Raw genomic sequence first — 16,570 nt, forward strand, 5'->3', positions numbered from 1 at the left:
AGTCGGCGTGGCGGCACGATTGACGGTGGTACGCGCACATCAATGAAGGAGACTGTCGTGTCGGCGAACAGCTTCGACGCCCGCAGCACGCTGCAGGTGGGCGACGAGTCGTACGAGATCTTCCGGCTGGACAAGGTGGAAGGCTCGGCTCGCCTTCCGTACAGCCTGAAGGTGCTGCTGGAGAACCTGCTCCGCACGGAGGACGGCGCGAACATCACCGCCGACCACATCCGCGCCCTCGGCGGGTGGGACTCGCAGGCCCAGCCCAGCCAGGAGATCCAGTTCACGCCGGCCCGCGTGATCATGCAGGACTTCACCGGCGTGCCCTGCGTCGTCGACCTCGCCACCATGCGTGAGGCCGTCAAGGAGCTCGGCGGCGACCCGGCGAAGATCAACCCGCTGGCCCCGGCCGAGCTGGTCATCGACCACTCCGTCATCGCCGACAAGTTCGGCACCAACGACGCCTTCAAGCAGAACGTCGAGCTGGAGTACGGCCGCAACAAGGAGCGCTACCAGTTCCTGCGCTGGGGCCAGACCGCGTTCGACGAGTTCAAGGTCGTCCCCCCGGGCACCGGCATCGTCCACCAGGTGAACATCGAGCACCTGGCCCGTACGGTCATGGTCCGGAACGGCCAGGCCTACCCGGACACCCTGGTCGGCACCGACTCGCACACCACCATGGTCAACGGCCTCGGCGTGCTCGGCTGGGGCGTCGGCGGCATCGAGGCCGAGGCCGCGATGCTCGGCCAGCCGGTCTCCATGCTCATCCCGCGCGTCGTCGGCTTCAAGCTGACCGGTGAGCTCAAGCCGGGCACCACCGCCACGGACCTCGTCCTCACCATCACCGAGATGCTGCGCAAGCACGGCGTCGTCGGCAAGTTCGTCGAGTTCTACGGCGAGGGCGTGGCCGCCACCTCCCTCGCCAACCGCGCCACCATCGGCAACATGTCGCCGGAGTTCGGCTCCACCGCCGCGATCTTCCCGATCGACGACGAGACCCTGAACTACCTGCGTCTGACCGGCCGTGACGCCCAGCAGGTCGCGCTCGTCGAGGCGTACGCCAAGGAGCAGGGCCTCTGGCTGGACCCGAAGGCCGAGCCCGACTTCTCCGAGAAGCTGGAGCTGGACCTCTCCACGGTCGTCCCCTCGATCGCCGGCCCGAAGCGCCCGCAGGACCGTATCGTCCTCGCCAACGCCGCCGAGCAGTTCAAGACCGACGTCCGCAACTACGTGGACACCGCCGACGAGGCGGGCAAGGAGTCCTTCCCGGCCTCCGACGCCCCGGCGTCCGCCAACGGCGTGCCGACCAACCCGGTCACCGTGACCGCCCCCGACGGCACCACGTACGAGATCGACCACGGCGCCGTCACCGTCGCGGCCATCACCTCCTGCACCAACACCTCGAACCCGTACGTCATGGTCGCCGCCGCCCTGGTGGCCAAGAAGGCGGTCGAGAAGGGCCTGACCCGCAAGCCGTGGGTCAAGACCACCCTCGCCCCGGGTTCCAAGGTCGTCACCGACTACTTCGAGAAGGCGGGCCTGACCCCCTACCTCGACAAGGTCGGCTTCAACCTCGTCGGCTACGGCTGCACCACCTGCATCGGCAACTCCGGCCCGCTGCCGGAGGAGGTCTCCAAGGCGGTCAACGACCACGACCTGGCCGTGACCTCGGTCCTCTCCGGCAACCGGAACTTCGAGGGCCGGATCAACCCCGACGTCAAGATGAACTACCTGGCCTCCCCGCCGCTGGTGGTCGCCTACGCGCTCGCGGGCTCCATGAAGGTGGACATCACCAAGGACGCCCTCGGCACCGACCAGGACGGCAAGCCGGTCTACCTGGCCGACATCTGGCCGACCGAGGCCGAGGTCAACGACGTCGTCGCCAACGCGATCGGCGAGGACATGTTCAACAAGTCCTACGCCGACGTCTTCGCCGGTGACGCCCAGTGGCAGTCCCTCCCGGTCCCGACCGGCAACACCTTCGAGTGGGACGCCGAGTCCACCTACGTCCGCAAGCCCCCTTACTTCGAGGGCATGCAGCACGAGCCGTCGCCCGTCACCGACATCGCCGGCGCCCGCGTCCTCGCCAAGCTCGGCGACTCGGTCACCACCGACCACATCTCGCCCGCCGGTGCCATCAAGGCCGACACCCCGGCCGGTACGTACCTCACCGAGCACGGTGTGGAGCGTCGTGACTTCAACAGCTACGGCTCCCGCCGAGGCAACCACGAGGTCATGATCCGCGGCACGTTCGCCAACATCCGCCTGCGCAACCAGATCGCGCCGGGGACGGAAGGCGGTTACACCCGGGACTTCACCCAGGCAGACGCGCCGGTGGCGTTCATCTACGACGCCTCCCGCAACTACATCGAGCAGGGCATCCCGCTGGTCGTCCTGGCCGGCAAGGAGTACGGCTCCGGCTCGTCCCGCGACTGGGCCGCCAAGGGCACCGCGCTGCTCGGCGTGAAGGCCGTCATCGCCGAGTCGTACGAGCGCATCCACCGCTCGAACCTCATCGGCATGGGCGTGCTGCCGCTGCAGTTCCCGGAGGGCGCCAACGCCGAGTCCCTCGGTCTGACCGGCGAGGAGACCTTCTCCTTCACCGGCGTCGAGGAGCTCAACAACGGCACCACCCCGCGCACGGTCAAGGTCACCACCGACACGGGCGTCGAGTTCGACGCGGTCGTCCGGATCGACACCCCCGGTGAGGCCGACTACTACCGCAACGGCGGCATCATGCAGTACGTGCTGCGCCAGCTTGTCGCTTCTTGAGCTGATCGGCTCGGACACCAGAGGATCTGGTCGCTGACTCGCTGCTACCGGCGGTCACACCAGAGTCTCGCACAAGCGCCCCGCCAGGCTTCGGCCCGGCGGGGCGCTTGCCGTTTCATGCTGATCGAGTAGTGGCCGGTACGTGTCACCTCTTGACCCTCCTGGATGTTAGCGCTCACACTCTCATTCGCACGTGCCGCCGCATCACCCCGCAGCAGCATCTTGAGCCGTTTCCACCAGTTTCAGCTCATGTGAACTCCCTCGCCCTCGCTCTAGTGCATTCGATTGAGCCGCTTCTCCGGAGCGTAGATGTGATCGCTAACCGTTGTCGTATCGAGACCGGCAGCCGACCGTGGCTCCTCCGAGGCCGCTCCCTCCCCGGCCGGCGACGGCGCGCGGCGCCGGAGGCGGAGCCGCATCCGTACGACCGTCGAGGCGTACGTCCTGCTCGCGCCGAGCCTGGCCGGGTTCCTGCTCCTCCTCCTCACCCCGATCGTCGGGGTCGTGGTGATCAGCTTCTTCGACTGGAACCTGATGGGGTCGCCGCGCTTCGTCGGGCTGGCCAACCACCGCGAGATGACGGGCGACAGCGAGGTGTGGCGCTCGGTGCGCAACACCCTCTACCACGTCGTGCTGAACATCCCGGCGCAGACCGTGCCGGCCCTGCTGCTCGCCCTCGCGATGAACCGCCGGCTCAAGGGCGGCAAGGTCTTCCGCGTGCTGTTCGTGCTGCCGTGGATGGCCATGCCGGTCGCCCTGGGCATCGTGTGGAGCTGGGCGTTCGACCCGCAGCACGGCGTGATCAACCCGTTCCTGTCGCTGTTCGGCGTGGACGGCCCGGCCTGGCTGTCGTCCACGACCTGGGCGATGCCGGTGATGGCCTCCGTGAACATCTGGCAGTACACCGGCTACGCGATGCTCTTCCTGCTGGCCGCGCCCGACGTCTTCTGGGACCACGTCGCGTACTTCCCGCAGTTCGCCCAGCAGGGTGTGCGCACCGACCTGACGCCGTACATCAAGGGCGACAGGCTGGACACGTCGATCTACGACACCAAGTTGCTGGCGGGCTGGCAGCAGGACGGCAAGCAGTACGGTCTGCCGAAGGACTGGGACACCATCGCCCGGATCTACAACAGGACCATGCTGAAGACGGCCGGGCTGACCCAGGACCAGCTCGGCGGCACGTCCTGGAACACCGGCGACGGCGGCACCTTCGTCAAGGCGCTGCAGAAGCTGACGATCGACGCCAACGGCAAGCACCCGAACGAGGCCGGCTTCGACGCCAAGCACGTCAAGCAGTACGGCCTCGCCCTGTCCTCGCCCAACGGCCAGACCGACCGGTGGGACGCGGCCACGCCCCCCAACGGGGCCGCCCCGCCGCAGGTCATGGCCCGCAGGCAGGCGGCCGTCGTGTGGGACGGCAGCTGGGACCTCAACGCCTACCAGTCCTCGATGATGGGCGACTTCGGAGTGGCCGAGCTGCCCGGTGGCCCGGTCGGCAAGGGCACGGTGTACAACGGGCTCAGCAATGCCCTGTACGCCGGCAGCAAGCACCCGAAGGAGGCCGGGGGCACCACGATCGGCTACCCGCTGACCACCTCGTCCGCGACCTATAACGTCAAGGTCCAGGACGCCTTCAACCAGGTCTGGCTCGGACAGCAGTCGCCCCGGAAGGCGGCCGACTCCGTGAACGAGGAGTCCAACGCGGCGATCAAGTAGCCCGCACCCTCTGACCGCCGCCCGCACGTCCCACCGTCCGCCAGGAGTTCATCACCATGCAGAAGCCGGCCCCGGACCGTTCCGACCAGGAACCCTCCGAGCAGAGTGCCGACCGGCACCGTTCGGCCAGCATCTTCGACGTGGCCAAGGCGGCCGGGGTCTCCCACCAGACCGTCTCCCGGGTGGTCAACGGTCGCCCGAGGGTGAGCAAGGCCACCCGGGAGAAGGTGCTGGATGCCATCGACGAACTGGGCTACAAGCCCAACCGGCTCGCCCGGGCGCTGGCCGGGGGAGTGGTGCGCTCGGTGACGGTACTCACCTCGGACACCACCCTGTACGGGGCGTCCCTGGCGCTGCGGGGCATCGAGGAGGCGGCGCGGGCGGCCGACTTCGCGGTCGCGATCAGCGTCCTGGACGAGGACGCCCCGTTGACGCCGGACGACGTGGCGAGCAGGTTCGCCAGGCCGGGGGAGCCGGTCCTGGTCATCGCCTTCAACGCGCCCGGCGAGCGCGCCTGGCGCGCCCTGCCCGCGGAGTACCCGGCGGCCGCCATGGTGGAGCGTCCGCAGGAGGAGCCGACCGGCAGCCGGCCCGAGGCGTGGCTGGACGACCGCATGGCGGCGGCACAGGCCACGCGGTACCTGCTCAGCCTGGGTCATCGCACCGTCCACCACATGGCGATCCCGTCCTCCACGACCAGGGTCGGCCAGCGCACCGAGGGCTGGCGGGACGCCCTGGTGGCTGCCGGAAGGCCCGTCCCCGCACCGCTCGAAGGCGGCTGGAGCCCGCGATCCGGGTACCTGGCCGCCCGCGCCCTGGTCGCCGATCCGCAGGTCACCGCGGTGCTCTGCGGCAACGACGAACTGGCGCTGGGCGTGTTGCGCGCGGCACGGGAAGCAGGGCGGGACGTGCCGGGCGACCTGAGCGTGGTCGGCTTCGACGACGCTCTCTACGCGGGGTACACCCACCCGGCGCTGACCACCGTACGGCTGGACTTCGAGGGGCTCGGACGCGGCGCGTTCGGCATGCTGCACCGGCTGCTCGATCCGGAGAACGCCCCGGCGCCGCCGCTGTGGGCGGAGCCCGAGCTGATCGTCCGCGAGAGCACCGGAGTGGCACCGCACCGTTCCCACTGAGATCCGCTTGGCGGATCCTCCCCGCTCGGCCACGCCGGCCCGTCCGCAGGAAATCCCTCTTCCGACCCGACCCGACCCGCCTCGCAGGGCCTTCACCCCGACGGCGCCGAATCCGTCGCCTGGGGCGTACGAGTGAGCCGCACCGCTCCTTCCGCGGGGGATGTGAGCGATAACATCTCGCGCCCGGCCCTACCATCCGACCTCCCGCAGCGTGGCGGGAGGGGAAAGCCAGGTCTCCATGCCACTCCGAACCTCCCCGGCGGCGCAGCCGCCCGGCCGCCGTACGAGAACATCCCTGACCGGAGCGCTGCTGGCCGTCGCCGCGCTCGTCGGCACCGGCCTTGCCGTGCCCCAGACAGCCGCGGCGGCCACCCAGAACTTCACCGTGGACCTCGGGACCACCACCGGGGCCGTCCTGCACGGCTCGAACGGCGCCCTCTACGGCCAGAGCGACGAGGGCGTGCCGGGTGACAACCTGCTCGCGCCGCTCAAGCTCACCACCGGCTCGCAGAAGCCCCCGGGCGGCGCTCAGCACCCCAACGGCGACATCCTGGCCGTCGCGCCCTCGTTCTTCCGCAACGGCGGCGGCACGATGTACACCAACATCCAGGACGAGTACTCGGACTGGCCGTACCAGAACAACGGCATCAGCGACTACCTCACCAAGGTCGACACCGCGGTCAACGCGGTCAAGGCGACCTCGTACGCGAGCAAGGTGGTCTTCGTCCCGTTCAACGAACCCGACGGCAACTGGTACACGGGGCTGGGCAGTTCGAACTCCACCACCTACGCCTCGGCGCTCGCGTCCTTCGAGTCGGACTGGAGCACCGTCTACGCGCGCATCAAGAGCGACTACCCGGACGCCAAGATAGCCGGGCCCAACACGGCCAACTGGAACAGCAAGTTCTTCGGCGACTTCCTCACCTACGCCAAGGCCAACAGCCAACTGCCGGACGTCTTCACCTGGCACGAGCTGGGACCGACCTCGCTGGCCAACTACCGCGGCCACTACACCGCCTACCGCGCGCTGGAGACCGCCCGGTCCATCAGCCCCCTCACGGTCAACATCGACGAGTACGCCAACCGGCGCGACCTGTCGGTGCCCGGACAGATGATCCAGTGGGTCGCGATGTTCGAGGACACCAAGGTCTACGCCCAGCAGCCGTACTGGGACATCGCCGGCAACATGTCCGGCAACACCGTGCACACCAACGTCCCCAACGGATCGTGGTGGTTCTGGCACTGGTACGCCCAGATGACCGGGCAGACCGTCAAGGCCACTCCGCCGCAGGCCAACGTCCAGGACACGCTCCAGGGCATCGCCTCCCTCGACACCGGCCGCAAGCAGGCCCAGGTCATCGTGGGCGGCTCCGCGGCCGACACCAACGTGGTCATCAACAACATTCCCAGTGCCACCTTCGGCAGCAAGGTCGAGGTCACCGTCCAGGCCCTGGACTGGAGCGGTTACGAAGGCGCCTCCGCACCCCCGCAGACCGTGTCCCGAGCCGCCTACACCCCTTCGAGCGGCTCCGTCACCGTCCCGCTGACCGGCCTGAACTCCATGTCCGCCTACCGCATCACGGTCACCCCGAACGGCGGCGGCACCGCCACCGCGCCCAGCGTCCCGTCGTACTCCTCCTACGAGGCGGAGAGCGCGGCGATCACCGACGGCACCGTCGTCACCCAGGCCACCGGGGACAGCTACTCCACCGCCCAGAAGTACGCCACCTCCGGCACCAAGGACGTCGGCTACCTGACCGCGAGCGACAGCAAGGTGGTCTTCACCACCAGCGTCCCGTCCGCCGGCACGTACAACCTGCGCATCTTCTACGGCAATGAGAACGGCTCGCCCTCCCAGCAGGTGCTGCGCATCGACGGCGCGAACCCGCAGTTCGTGACCTATCCGTCGACGCTGAACTGGCAGTACCGCTCGACCGTCACCGTCCCGGTCACCCTGACCGCGGGCGGCCACAGCATCTCGCTCGCCGTCGCCGACTCCACGCTCGGCACCTCCGCCGGGCAGGTCACCCTCGACAAGATCGACCTGACCGCCGTACCGAGCACCCCCGAGACGGCGTACGAGGCCACGCTCGCCGACGTCAGCGGCAGCCCGTCGTACTCGTACACCGACGTCGGAGAGACCGGTACCGGCGCCCTGGTCATGGCGAGCGGGGACAAGGCGACCTTCGACGCCTACGCCCCGACCGACGGCTACTACACCGTCAAGACCGACTACACCTCGTCCGGCGGCAGCACCGCGCTCGCCCTGAACGGCACCACGGTCGCCACCTACGCCTCCTCGGGCGGTTCGGCCACCACCTCCAGCACCAGGCTGTACCTGACCGCCGGCATCAACCGGATCGCGGTCAGCCCGAACAGCGGCACCTCGCTGACGCTGCGCGACCTGAAGGTGGACGGCTCCGGTGACACCACCGGCGTCACCACGTACGAGGCGGAGAGCGCCACCCTGGCCGGCGCGGCCAAGGCCCAGTCCGACACCTGGGCCTCGGGCGGCAAGAACGTCGGCTACGTCGGGAACAGCAGCTCCAACACGCTCACCTTCGGCAGCGTGAGCGCGTCCGCGGCCGGCCGGTACACCGTCGTCGTCCACTACGCCCAGAACGACCGTGCGGGTTCCGACAGTTACAACACCAACGTCGAGTCCCGCACCGCCCAGCTGTCGGTCAACGGGGGCACCGCCACCACGCTGACCTTCCGCAACACCTACAGCTGGACCGACTACTGGACCCTGCCGATCACCGTCACCCTCAACTCCGGTACCAACACCCTGAAGTTCTCCAACTCCTCCTCCTGGGCACCCGACTTCGACTACGTCGAAGTCGCCCCCGTGAACGGCTGACACGGCCGACGCGGCGGGGACGGCTCCCCCCGTCCCCGCCGCCCCACCCCCCTCAGCACCGAAAGGCCGCCATGCCGAGCATCGCTCACGACCCCGAGCACCGGCTCTGGGTCCTGTCCGGACCCGGCTCCAGCTACGTCCTCCACCTCGACGACGACCACCGACTGCGCGGCCTGCACTGGGGCCCCCGCCTCACCCTCGACCAAGCCGTGTCCCTGCTCCGGTACCCGGCACCCGGCCGCCGCTCCTGCGAGGACCCGGCGGACGGCACCCTCGATCTCGACCCCGCCGGCGCCATGCGCTACGCCCACGCGGGCCTCCAGGTCCGCTTCCCGGACGGCGTGCGCGACCTCGAACTCCGGCTCGCCGAATCCGCCGAATCCGCAGACCAGGGCGGGGAACTGGTGCTGCGGTTCGCCGACCGGCACTACCCGCTCACCGTCGAGACGCACTACCGGCTGCGCGCCGGCACGGACGTGCTCGAACGCCACCTCGTCCTGCGCCACACCGGCAGTGCGGCCGACGGCCCGGTCACCGTCGCCCGCGCCGACTCGGCCACCTGGGTCCTGCCCCGGCTGCGGGACTACCGGCTGAGCCAGGTCCGGGGCCAGTGGTCGGCCGAGACCCAGCTGGCGCGCACCACGCTGCCGTACGGCGAGACGGTGACCACCAGCCGTCGCGGTACGACCAGCCACCAGGCCAACCCCTGGGCGATGATCGACGACGGCGGCGCGAGCGAGGAGCACGGCCGCGTCTGGTCCTGTGCCCTTGCCTGGAGCGGGAGTTGGCGGCTGACGGCACAGCGGCTGCCCACCGAGCGGGTCACCGTGTCGGCGGGCTTCGGGCACGACCCCGTCACGCAGGAGCTGGCGCCCGGCGCGGAACTGGTCACGCCGGTCTGCGCGGGCGCGTACACCGAGGGCGGCTTCGGCGCGGCGAGCCGTCTGTGGCACCGGTACGTCCGCGATCACGTCCTGCCGCACCCGGACGAAGTGCGGCCCGTCCTGTACAACTCCTGGGAGGCCACCGAGTTCGACATCGAGGTCACCGCCCAGATCGAGCTCGCGGAGAAGGCCGCGGCGCTCGGCGCGGAGCTGTTCGTCATGGACGACGGCTGGTTCGGCGCCCGCACCCACGACGCCGCCGGGCTCGGTGACTGGACCCCCAACCCCGGCCGCTTCCCCGACGGCCTCACCCCCCTCATCGACCGGGTCCACGACCTCGGCATGCAGTTCGGCCTGTGGGTCGAACCCGAGATGGTCAACCCCGACAGCGACCTCTACCGCGCCCACCCCGACTGGGTACTCCACCACCCGCACCGCCGCCGCACCGAGCACCGCAACCAGCTGGTCCTCAACCTCGCCCGCCCGGACGTCGCCGCCTGGCTGCACGGCACCCTCGACGACCTGCTGTCGAAGAACGCCGTCGACTTCCTCAAGTGGGACATGAACCGGCCTTTCACCGAAGCCGGTTGGCCCGATGCCGAGGGTGACCCCGACCGACTGTGGACCGATCACGTCCATGCCCTGTACGCCCTGCTCGACCGACTGCGGGCCGACCACCCGAACCTGCGCATCGAGTCGTGCAGCAGCGGTGGAGGCCGCCTCGACCTGGGCATCCTCGCCCGCACCGACCAGGTGTGGGCCTCCGACAACACCGACGCCGTGGACCGTATCGATATCCAGCACGGCTTCTCCCAGCTGTACCCGGCCCGGATCATGGGTGCCTGGGCGACCGACAGCCCCAACCCGTACACCGGACGCCGCGTGCCGCTGGACTTCCGCTTCCATGTCGCCATGACCGGCGTGCTGGGCATCGGCGGCGACCTGAACCGGTGGGGGAGCGACGAGCTGGCCCGGGCGGCCGAACTCGTGGGCGCGTACAAGGGCGTACGGCACCTGGTGCAGCTGGGCGAGCAGTACCGGCTGCGGCCGCTCGGGGACGGTGAGTTGACCGCCGTGCAGTACCTGGCCCCCGACGGCGCCGAGACCGCGGTCGTCGCACTGCGGCGCGCACGGCGCTTCGGCCACGAAGATCCCGCCCTGCCGCTGCGGGCCCTCGACCCCTCGGCCCGCTACCGCGACACCGCCACCGGAGCCGTCCACCACGGCGCCGTGCTCCACACCCACGGGCTGCCGCTGGACCTGGCCGCCGACGACCACGCCTCCCTGCTGGTCCACCTGGTACGAGAACCAGCCGTCGCGACGCGCTCTTCAGGGGAGCAGGTACCGCTCAGGCCGCGAGGAACCGGAGCTGCTCGACGACCTCGCCGTCCTCCCGCCGGGTGAAGGTGGCCGAACGCCGGCCCACCTCGCTGCCGCGGACGACGACACTCCAGCCGGGCCGTACGTCGACCGACACCTGCAGCAGGTGGCTGTCGGGGCTGGTGATCGTGAGGAACGGCTCTTCGCCGGCGTACCGGTCCGGCTCACCCTCGGTCAGCGCCCGGCCGAACCAGTACTCCTCGACCATCTTCCCGCCGCGGTGGCGGTGGACGGCCGCCGTGGACGTGGCGTCGGGGCCGAAGCCGACCTGGTGGACGACGGACGCGGTCCATTCCCCCTCGGCCACCGGCGGGGTGTGCTGCCGGATCAGCATGTCGGGGTATTCCTCGATCACGTTCTGCATGTCGGCGATGTGCTTCTCGACGCCGGTGGTCGCCACTCCCATCATTTCCACGTAGACATCGGACGCGTGGTAGTGCTCGTGCATGTCCCACTTGCGGTTGTTCCAGCCGAGGAAGTCCACCAGGAAGAACTGGATGCAGTTGTCCCTCTCCCGTTCGTGTCCGTCGTCCTGAGGCCGCTGGTCCACCGATTCCATTACCTTCTCGCCTTCACTCGGAACAGCTTCGCCCGTCGGATTCAGACGGTCTTGACGGTGCCGCCGTCGATGACGTAGTTGGCGCCGGTGATGTTTCCGGCCACGTCGGACAGGAGGAACGCGATCAGGGCCGCCACTTCCTCCGCTTCGGTCATGCGGCCGGTCGTGACGTTCTGGCCCTTCACCATCTGCTGGCGGAAGTCGGCAAGGCTCATGCCGGACGCGGCGGCCCACTGGGCAACCGCACCGTTGGGGTCCGAGTAGACGGAGGTGTTGACCAGGCCGGGGGAGATGGTGTTCACCCGTACACCCTGGGGACCGAACTCCTCGGACAGCGCCTTGCCGATCGCGGTGACCGCCGCCTTGGCCGAGCTGATGGCGGGCGGGAAGCCCCCGGACATCAGGGCCATGATGGACGAGACGTTGACGATCGCGCCCCGGCGCTCGATCAGGCTGGGCAGGGCCGCCCGGGTGGCACGGACGGTGCTGAGCACGTTCATGTCGAACGCGCTGGTCCACTCTGACTCGGCGACATCGAGGAAGCCGACGGTCGCCCCGTCCCCGCCGCCCACGTTGTTCACCAGCAGATCGATGCCGCCCAGCTCGGCCACCGCGCCGTCGATAAGAGCGGAGACCCCTTCCGCGGTGCTCAGGTCGGCTGCCACCGCGTGCGCGCCGGTCTCCTTGAGCTCGGGCGTGACGGTACGGGCGGCGCCCACGACGCGGACACCCTCGCCGACCAGGGTCCGGACGGTGGCCAGTCCGATGCCCCGGCTGGCGCCGGTGACGACGGCGGTCTTGTTGGTGAGGTTGAGGTTCATGACACTCCAATTTCTCGAACTGCGGCTACACAAAGGGGATGGTGAGCAGGTGGGGTGGCCTGGACGCGGCGGTGCCGGGCGACCCACCGACGGCACTGACGGGGGTCGGTGATCGAGGGCGGGGTGGCGTTGTAGGTGTCGGCGGTGTCGATGAAGTCGATCCCGGCGTCGACGGCGTCGCGGAGCATCCGGACGGTTTCGGCGCGGTCGGTGTTGCCCCAGCCGCCGAAGTTCATGGTGCCCAGGGCGAGGGTGCTGACCGACATACCGGTCGCACCGAGATACCTGCGTTGCGTGAATGCCAGATCTTTCAAGTGCGGGACCGAACTGGTCCTTCGGAGATCGGTGGACCCGAGGGCCAAGGGCCAAGGGCCCGGTTCCGGCCGGCACGGAGCAGACCGTGGGAGAGGTGACGGGACTCGGCCGCCCTGGACCGGACGACGCCTCGACGGCACTGCGGGTCGGCCGTGTTCAGTCCGTGGGGCGCCTCAGTCGCGGATGGTCAGGCCGCCGTCGACCGCCCAGGCCTGCCCGTTGACCCACTCCGCGTCGTCGGACAGCAGGAAGGCGGCGGCCGCGGCCACGTCCGCGGGCCTGCCCAGTCGCGGACTGCGCATCGTGGACAGGATCCGGGCCTGCCACTCCTCGCCGATCTGCTCCTTCGCGATCTCGGTCAGGGTCACGCCGACCCCGAGGGTGTTGGCGCGGATGTTCTGCCTGCCCCACGCGGAGGCGACGTGCCGGGCCAGCGAGTTGATGGCGGCCTTGGACGCCCCGTAGGCCGGGCGCTCGGGCTCACCGATCCAGGCCGCGCCCGCCGAGGTGTTGAGGATCGCCCCGCCGCCCTGCCGCAGCAGGTGGGGGATGACCTCACGGATGGCGATGGCGTAGCCGAACAGGTTCACCTCGAAGGTGCGCCGCCACACGGCCACATCCATGTCCAGCAGGTTCCTGTCCCGGGCCAGGTGCTGGGCGGAGAGCTCGGCGCCGACGTTGAACAGCCCGTCGATCCCGCCGAACTCGGTGGCGGCGGTGTCGATGAGCGCCTTGATCGAGTCCTCGTCGGCGAGGTCGAACTTCACCGCGATCGCCTTGCCGCCGGCCTCGTTCAGACGCTTGGCCAGCACCTGCCCGGCATCGAGGTCCCTGCCACCGATGACGACCGAGGCACCCTCCTCCGAGAGCCGCTCGGCCGTTGCCGCCCCGATCCCGGCGGTGGCCCCGGCGATGACGATCCGCTTGCCCTTCAGACCCTTCATGTCCCTCTCCCTCTGCTCTGTGGCCTGTGCACCGCTCCCTGGTCGGTCCACGGCATGGATGAGGCCGTTGTCCGTCGCGGTGACGTTCCGGGCTCCACGCTAAACCACATCTGTTGGTTTACCAACACTCGATGGAAAACCAACATGTGTTGGCTTTTAGGGGTGGGGCACGATAGGCTACGGAGGATGTCCATGACCAAGAGCAGCAGCGCCCAGCCGGGCGACCGACGCGTACGGCGCACTCGGGCGGCCCTGCAGCGCGCCCTGATCGACCTCGTCGAGGAGCGCGACCTCTCACAGATCAGCGTCGCCGACGTCGTCGACCGGGCCGAGGTGAACCGCTCGACGTTCTACGCCCACTACCAGGACGTGCACGAACTGGCCGAGGCCGCATGCACCTCGATGATCGACGACCTGATCGGGGTGGTCCTCACCATCGACCCGTCCCGCGCGAACCCGTCGGCCCCCGCGGAGAACCCAGGGGACCCGGAGGACCCCGACCCGCCGCTGACAGCCTTCTTCACGCACTTCGCCGAACACGCCGGCCTCTACCGCAGCCTGCTCGGACCGACGGGAAGCGCCCGCGTCATCGAGCACGTACGGCTGCGCACCATGGCGGCCGCCCACACCTCCGGGCAGCTTCCCGCCACGGACGACACCCCGGCGCCGGACACCGCGGCGCCGGACACCGCGGACGCGTCCGTGATCCCGCACGACGTGCCCGCGGCATTCGTGGCCGGCGCGCTCATCGGCGTGGCCACCGACTGGCTGCAGCGCGGATGCCCGCGAACGCCGACCGAAATGACGATCGCGACCAAGCCACTCCTGCTCGCTCTGGCGACCGGAACCGACGCACAGGCCACTTCGTAATTCCGGCGACCGGCCCTCAAGGCGGCCTTGCACCCGTCAGGCACGCCCGCCCTCCATTGCGTCCGGCCACGGCGACCGCCGCCCCGGAGCAGGTACCGAAGGCTGAACGGCGCTTCACGTCTGGGAAGAGACCGCCTCCGACAGCAACCCGCGGACCGCGACCGGACGCGCCGCCTCCGCCCAGACCCTGCGCACCGCACCCACGGCACCGGCACGGCTCACGCTCACGGTGCTGAACGGCGCGCAGGCGACGACCGACGGTCGCGGCCATGCACCGCCCAGGCGGCGGCATGCTGCCGACGCAGGCACCGCTCGGCAGTATGCGGACCCCCTCCGCCGACGAACCGGCTGAGGTCCGAGTAACGGCCCGTCGGTCAACGGGCTTGGGAATCAGCGTGCTTCCGCGGCTCAGCGCGTCAGCTGTGTCGCGGGGCGTCATCACTCATGTGGTGAGCCGCACGATCACGGACAGGGGATCGCGCAGGGTCTGGACGGCGCAGTCGCGGTCCTCTTGCGGAGTTGGGCACCGTCAGGAGACCTGCGACGGGGCAGCCGCCCTGGATCCTGGACCTCTGCTTCACCGTTCACGGTGTCCGGAACCCTCGAAAGGTCACGTGCGTGCGGCTTTCGAAGCCGAGCCGTTCGTACAGTGCGATCGCGGCGGCGTTCGTCTCCGCCACGTGCAAGAAGGGACGTCCGTCCCGGGCCAGGACGCGCGCGACGAGCGCGCTCACCAAGCGGGCGGCGTGGCCCTGCCCGCGTGCTTCCGGCGCTGTGCAGACGGCGCTGATCTCGCTCCACCCCGGCGGCCGGAGCCGTTCCCCGGCCATCGCCACGAGGTGGCCGCCCACGCGGATGCCGAGGTAGGTGCCGAGTTCGTGGGTGCGCGGCCAGAACGGTCCCGGCCGGGTCCGTGCGACGAGGTCGAGCATCTCGGGCACATCGGCCGCACCGAGTTCGGCCACGCCGTCGGTACCGGCCTGGTTCAGTCGGTCACCGGGGCAGATCATCTGCCGGCCTTCGAGGACGAAGACCGGCTCCCAGTCCGACGGCGGGGTCACCGAGCAGGTGAACATGTCGGCGAACCCGCCCGGACCGAGCAGCCGGGCGAGGTCGGCCCAGTCCGCCGCATCCGCGTCGGGGGGCACCGCCGAGAAGGTCGCGACACCCGGCAAGTACGTCGCGGCCCGGCCGAGTTGACGGGCGAGGCCGGCGTGGTGGCCGCGCAGCGACTCGCCCACCGGGTCGTCGAGTACGGCGGTTTCCGCGCTCGTCATTGTGCTGCGCCTTTCTCGGACGGTCTCGTGGACCCGGATATGCCAGGGCGGCGACGTGAATTCCCGCGAATGAATCCGCTTGGCTGCGCCAGAGTAGTGGAGGCATAACCTCTGTCAATCGCCCATGCCCTCGCCGGCAAGCAGGCTGAGGGCGGCGACGAAGTCCTCCAGGTCGGCCGCGAGCGGAGTGCCGTTGTCCCAGACGGCCTCGTAGGCGATCTCCACCGGAGCACCGGCCCGGACGAGGGGACGGGAGCAGCCGTGGTCGTGTGTGATCTTGGACTGGGGCAGCAGCGCGGCGCCCACGCCCATCCGTGCCCACTCGTCCAGCACACGGTAGTTGGAGGCCTCGCCGGGATAGGTGCGCAAGGGCAGGTCGTGGTCACGGAAGAGCTCGGTGGTGAAGGTGGTCAGTCCGCAGCTGTCCGGTACGAGGATGTAGGCGGCGTCGGCCGCCGCCCGCAGCTCGACCGGGGTCTCGGTCCGGGAGTCGGCCGGGTCGATCACGACGACCGGTTCGCGGGCGATGACGCGATGCCGGAACGTGGGCATGGCCTGTACGGCCGGTACGAGGAGGATGTCCAGGCTCCCGGCCTGGAGGTCCTCGCGAAGATGTGTGAGATCCGCCTCGCGCAGGACCAGGTCGCGCGGCCGGTCCAGGTTGCGGGCGGCATCGAAGGCCAGGGCGACGAGGTCGGACCCGATCAGCGGGGAGACGCCCATGCGGATGGTGTCCGACGCCGGCTGGGTCAGCCGCCGGGCCTCGGCGACGATCGCGTCCAGGGCGTCGAGGGCCTGCTCGATCATGAGCAGGATCCGGGTGCCTTCCGCGGTCGGCCGGACCCCGCGCGGCGAGCGCTCGAACAGCGTCACGCCGAGCTCCTGCTCCAGCCGAGCGATGCCGTTGGACAGAGCGGGCTGGGTGACGCCGTAGGCTCGGGCGGCCGCGCTGAACGACTTCGTCGCGGAGACGGCACGGGCGTAGCGCAGCCCCTCGATGTTCATGCTGTTCTCCTCTGAGCCTGAGCCTGAG

Annotated in this window: 12 protein-coding genes; 6 read left to right on the forward strand and 6 right to left on the reverse strand. The window is 69.8% G+C overall.

Going from position 1 to position 16,570, the window contains the following annotated elements; translation table 11 throughout:
- Positions 1 to 57 precede the first annotated feature (57 nt).
- The 5 genes from acnA (at position 58) to IEZ11_RS10950 (ending at position 10,775) form a co-directional block, all read left to right on the forward strand.
- Entirely contained in the window at positions 58 to 2,772 is a 2,715-nt protein-coding gene (gene acnA / locus IEZ11_RS10930; protein WP_189262467.1) for an aconitate hydratase AcnA, read from the forward strand.
- A gap of 504 nt (positions 2,773 to 3,276) precedes the next feature.
- Entirely contained in the window at positions 3,277 to 4,491 is a 1,215-nt protein-coding gene (locus IEZ11_RS10935) for an extracellular solute-binding protein (protein ID WP_189262468.1), read from the forward strand.
- Positions 4,492 to 4,547: 56 nt separating this feature from the next.
- A complete protein-coding gene (locus tag IEZ11_RS10940; RefSeq protein ID WP_189262469.1) occupies positions 4,548 to 5,627 on the forward strand; it encodes a LacI family DNA-binding transcriptional regulator in 1,080 nt (359 codons plus the stop codon).
- Positions 5,628 to 5,865: 238 nt separating this feature from the next.
- Complete coding sequence (locus IEZ11_RS10945) at positions 5,866 to 8,487, forward strand: carbohydrate-binding protein (protein ID WP_189262470.1); 2,622 nt, start codon at positions 5,866 to 5,868, stop codon at positions 8,485 to 8,487.
- Positions 8,488 to 8,558: 71 nt separating this feature from the next.
- Positions 8,559 to 10,775 carry an alpha-galactosidase gene (locus IEZ11_RS10950; protein ID WP_189262471.1) on the forward strand — a complete coding sequence of 739 codons (2,217 nt, stop codon included), beginning with the start codon at positions 8,559 to 8,561 and terminating at the stop codon, positions 10,773 to 10,775.
- Here IEZ11_RS10950 and IEZ11_RS10955 read toward each other — a convergent pair.
- From IEZ11_RS10955 to IEZ11_RS10970, 4 genes are all read right to left on the reverse strand, one after another.
- Positions 10,720 to 11,301: a hypothetical protein gene (locus tag IEZ11_RS10955; protein ID WP_189262472.1), complete on the reverse strand. Its 582-nt coding sequence runs from the start codon at positions 11,299 to 11,301 to the stop codon at positions 10,720 to 10,722. The two genes, IEZ11_RS10950 and IEZ11_RS10955, sit on opposite strands and share 56 nt — an antisense overlap.
- A gap of 50 nt (positions 11,302 to 11,351) precedes the next feature.
- A complete protein-coding gene (locus tag IEZ11_RS10960; RefSeq protein WP_189262473.1) occupies positions 11,352 to 12,131 on the reverse strand; it encodes an SDR family oxidoreductase in 780 nt (259 codons plus the stop codon).
- Positions 12,128 to 12,397 carry an aldo/keto reductase gene (locus tag IEZ11_RS10965; protein WP_189262474.1) on the reverse strand — a complete coding sequence of 90 codons (270 nt, stop codon included), beginning with the start codon at positions 12,395 to 12,397 and terminating at the stop codon, positions 12,128 to 12,130. The genes IEZ11_RS10960 and IEZ11_RS10965 overlap by 4 nt, the downstream gene beginning before the upstream one ends.
- Positions 12,398 to 12,619: 222 nt before the next feature.
- Entirely contained in the window at positions 12,620 to 13,390 is a 771-nt protein-coding gene (locus IEZ11_RS10970) for an SDR family NAD(P)-dependent oxidoreductase (RefSeq protein WP_189262475.1), read from the reverse strand.
- A 192-nt stretch (positions 13,391 to 13,582) separates the two neighbouring features.
- Between IEZ11_RS10970 and IEZ11_RS10975 the strand changes: the two genes are divergently transcribed.
- A complete protein-coding gene (locus IEZ11_RS10975; RefSeq protein WP_229712946.1) occupies positions 13,583 to 14,260 on the forward strand; it encodes a TetR/AcrR family transcriptional regulator in 678 nt (225 codons plus the stop codon).
- Between the two features lie 584 nt (positions 14,261 to 14,844).
- Here IEZ11_RS10975 and IEZ11_RS10980 read toward each other — a convergent pair.
- Positions 14,845 to 15,537 carry a GNAT family N-acetyltransferase gene (locus IEZ11_RS10980; protein ID WP_189262477.1) on the reverse strand — a complete coding sequence of 231 codons (693 nt, stop codon included), beginning with the start codon at positions 15,535 to 15,537 and terminating at the stop codon, positions 14,845 to 14,847.
- A 114-nt stretch (positions 15,538 to 15,651) separates the two neighbouring features.
- Positions 15,652 to 16,542, reverse strand: a complete 891-nt coding sequence (locus tag IEZ11_RS10985; RefSeq protein ID WP_189262478.1) for a LysR family transcriptional regulator — start codon at positions 16,540 to 16,542, stop codon at positions 15,652 to 15,654.
- Positions 16,543 to 16,570 lie beyond the last annotated feature (28 nt).

The organism is Streptomyces fuscichromogenes, assembly GCF_014645815.1.
Lineage (GTDB): Bacteria > Actinomycetota > Actinomycetes > Streptomycetales > Streptomycetaceae > Streptomyces > Streptomyces fuscichromogenes.

Excerpts from the sequence above, each read along its gene's own strand:
- IEZ11_RS10965 (WP_189262474.1), bottom strand. The coding sequence starts at position 12,397 with ATGTCGGTCAGCACCCTCGCCCTGGGCACCATGAACTTCGGCGGCTGG.
- IEZ11_RS10960 (WP_189262473.1), bottom strand. The coding sequence starts at position 12,131 with ATGAACCTCAACCTCACCAACAAGACCGCCGTCGTCACCGGCGCCAGC.
- IEZ11_RS10940 (WP_189262469.1), top strand. The coding sequence starts at position 4,548 with ATGCAGAAGCCGGCCCCGGACCGTTCCGACCAGGAACCCTCCGAGCAG.
- IEZ11_RS10980 (WP_189262477.1), bottom strand. The coding sequence starts at position 15,537 with ATGACGAGCGCGGAAACCGCCGTACTCGACGACCCGGTGGGCGAGTCG.
- IEZ11_RS10975 (WP_229712946.1), top strand. The coding sequence starts at position 13,583 with ATGACCAAGAGCAGCAGCGCCCAGCCGGGCGACCGACGCGTACGGCGC.
- IEZ11_RS10985 (WP_189262478.1), bottom strand. The coding sequence starts at position 16,542 with ATGAACATCGAGGGGCTGCGCTACGCCCGTGCCGTCTCCGCGACGAAG.
- IEZ11_RS10970 (WP_189262475.1), bottom strand. The coding sequence starts at position 13,390 with ATGAAGGGTCTGAAGGGCAAGCGGATCGTCATCGCCGGGGCCACCGCC.
- IEZ11_RS10950 (WP_189262471.1), top strand. The coding sequence starts at position 8,559 with ATGCCGAGCATCGCTCACGACCCCGAGCACCGGCTCTGGGTCCTGTCC.
- IEZ11_RS10945 (WP_189262470.1), top strand. The coding sequence starts at position 5,866 with ATGCCACTCCGAACCTCCCCGGCGGCGCAGCCGCCCGGCCGCCGTACG.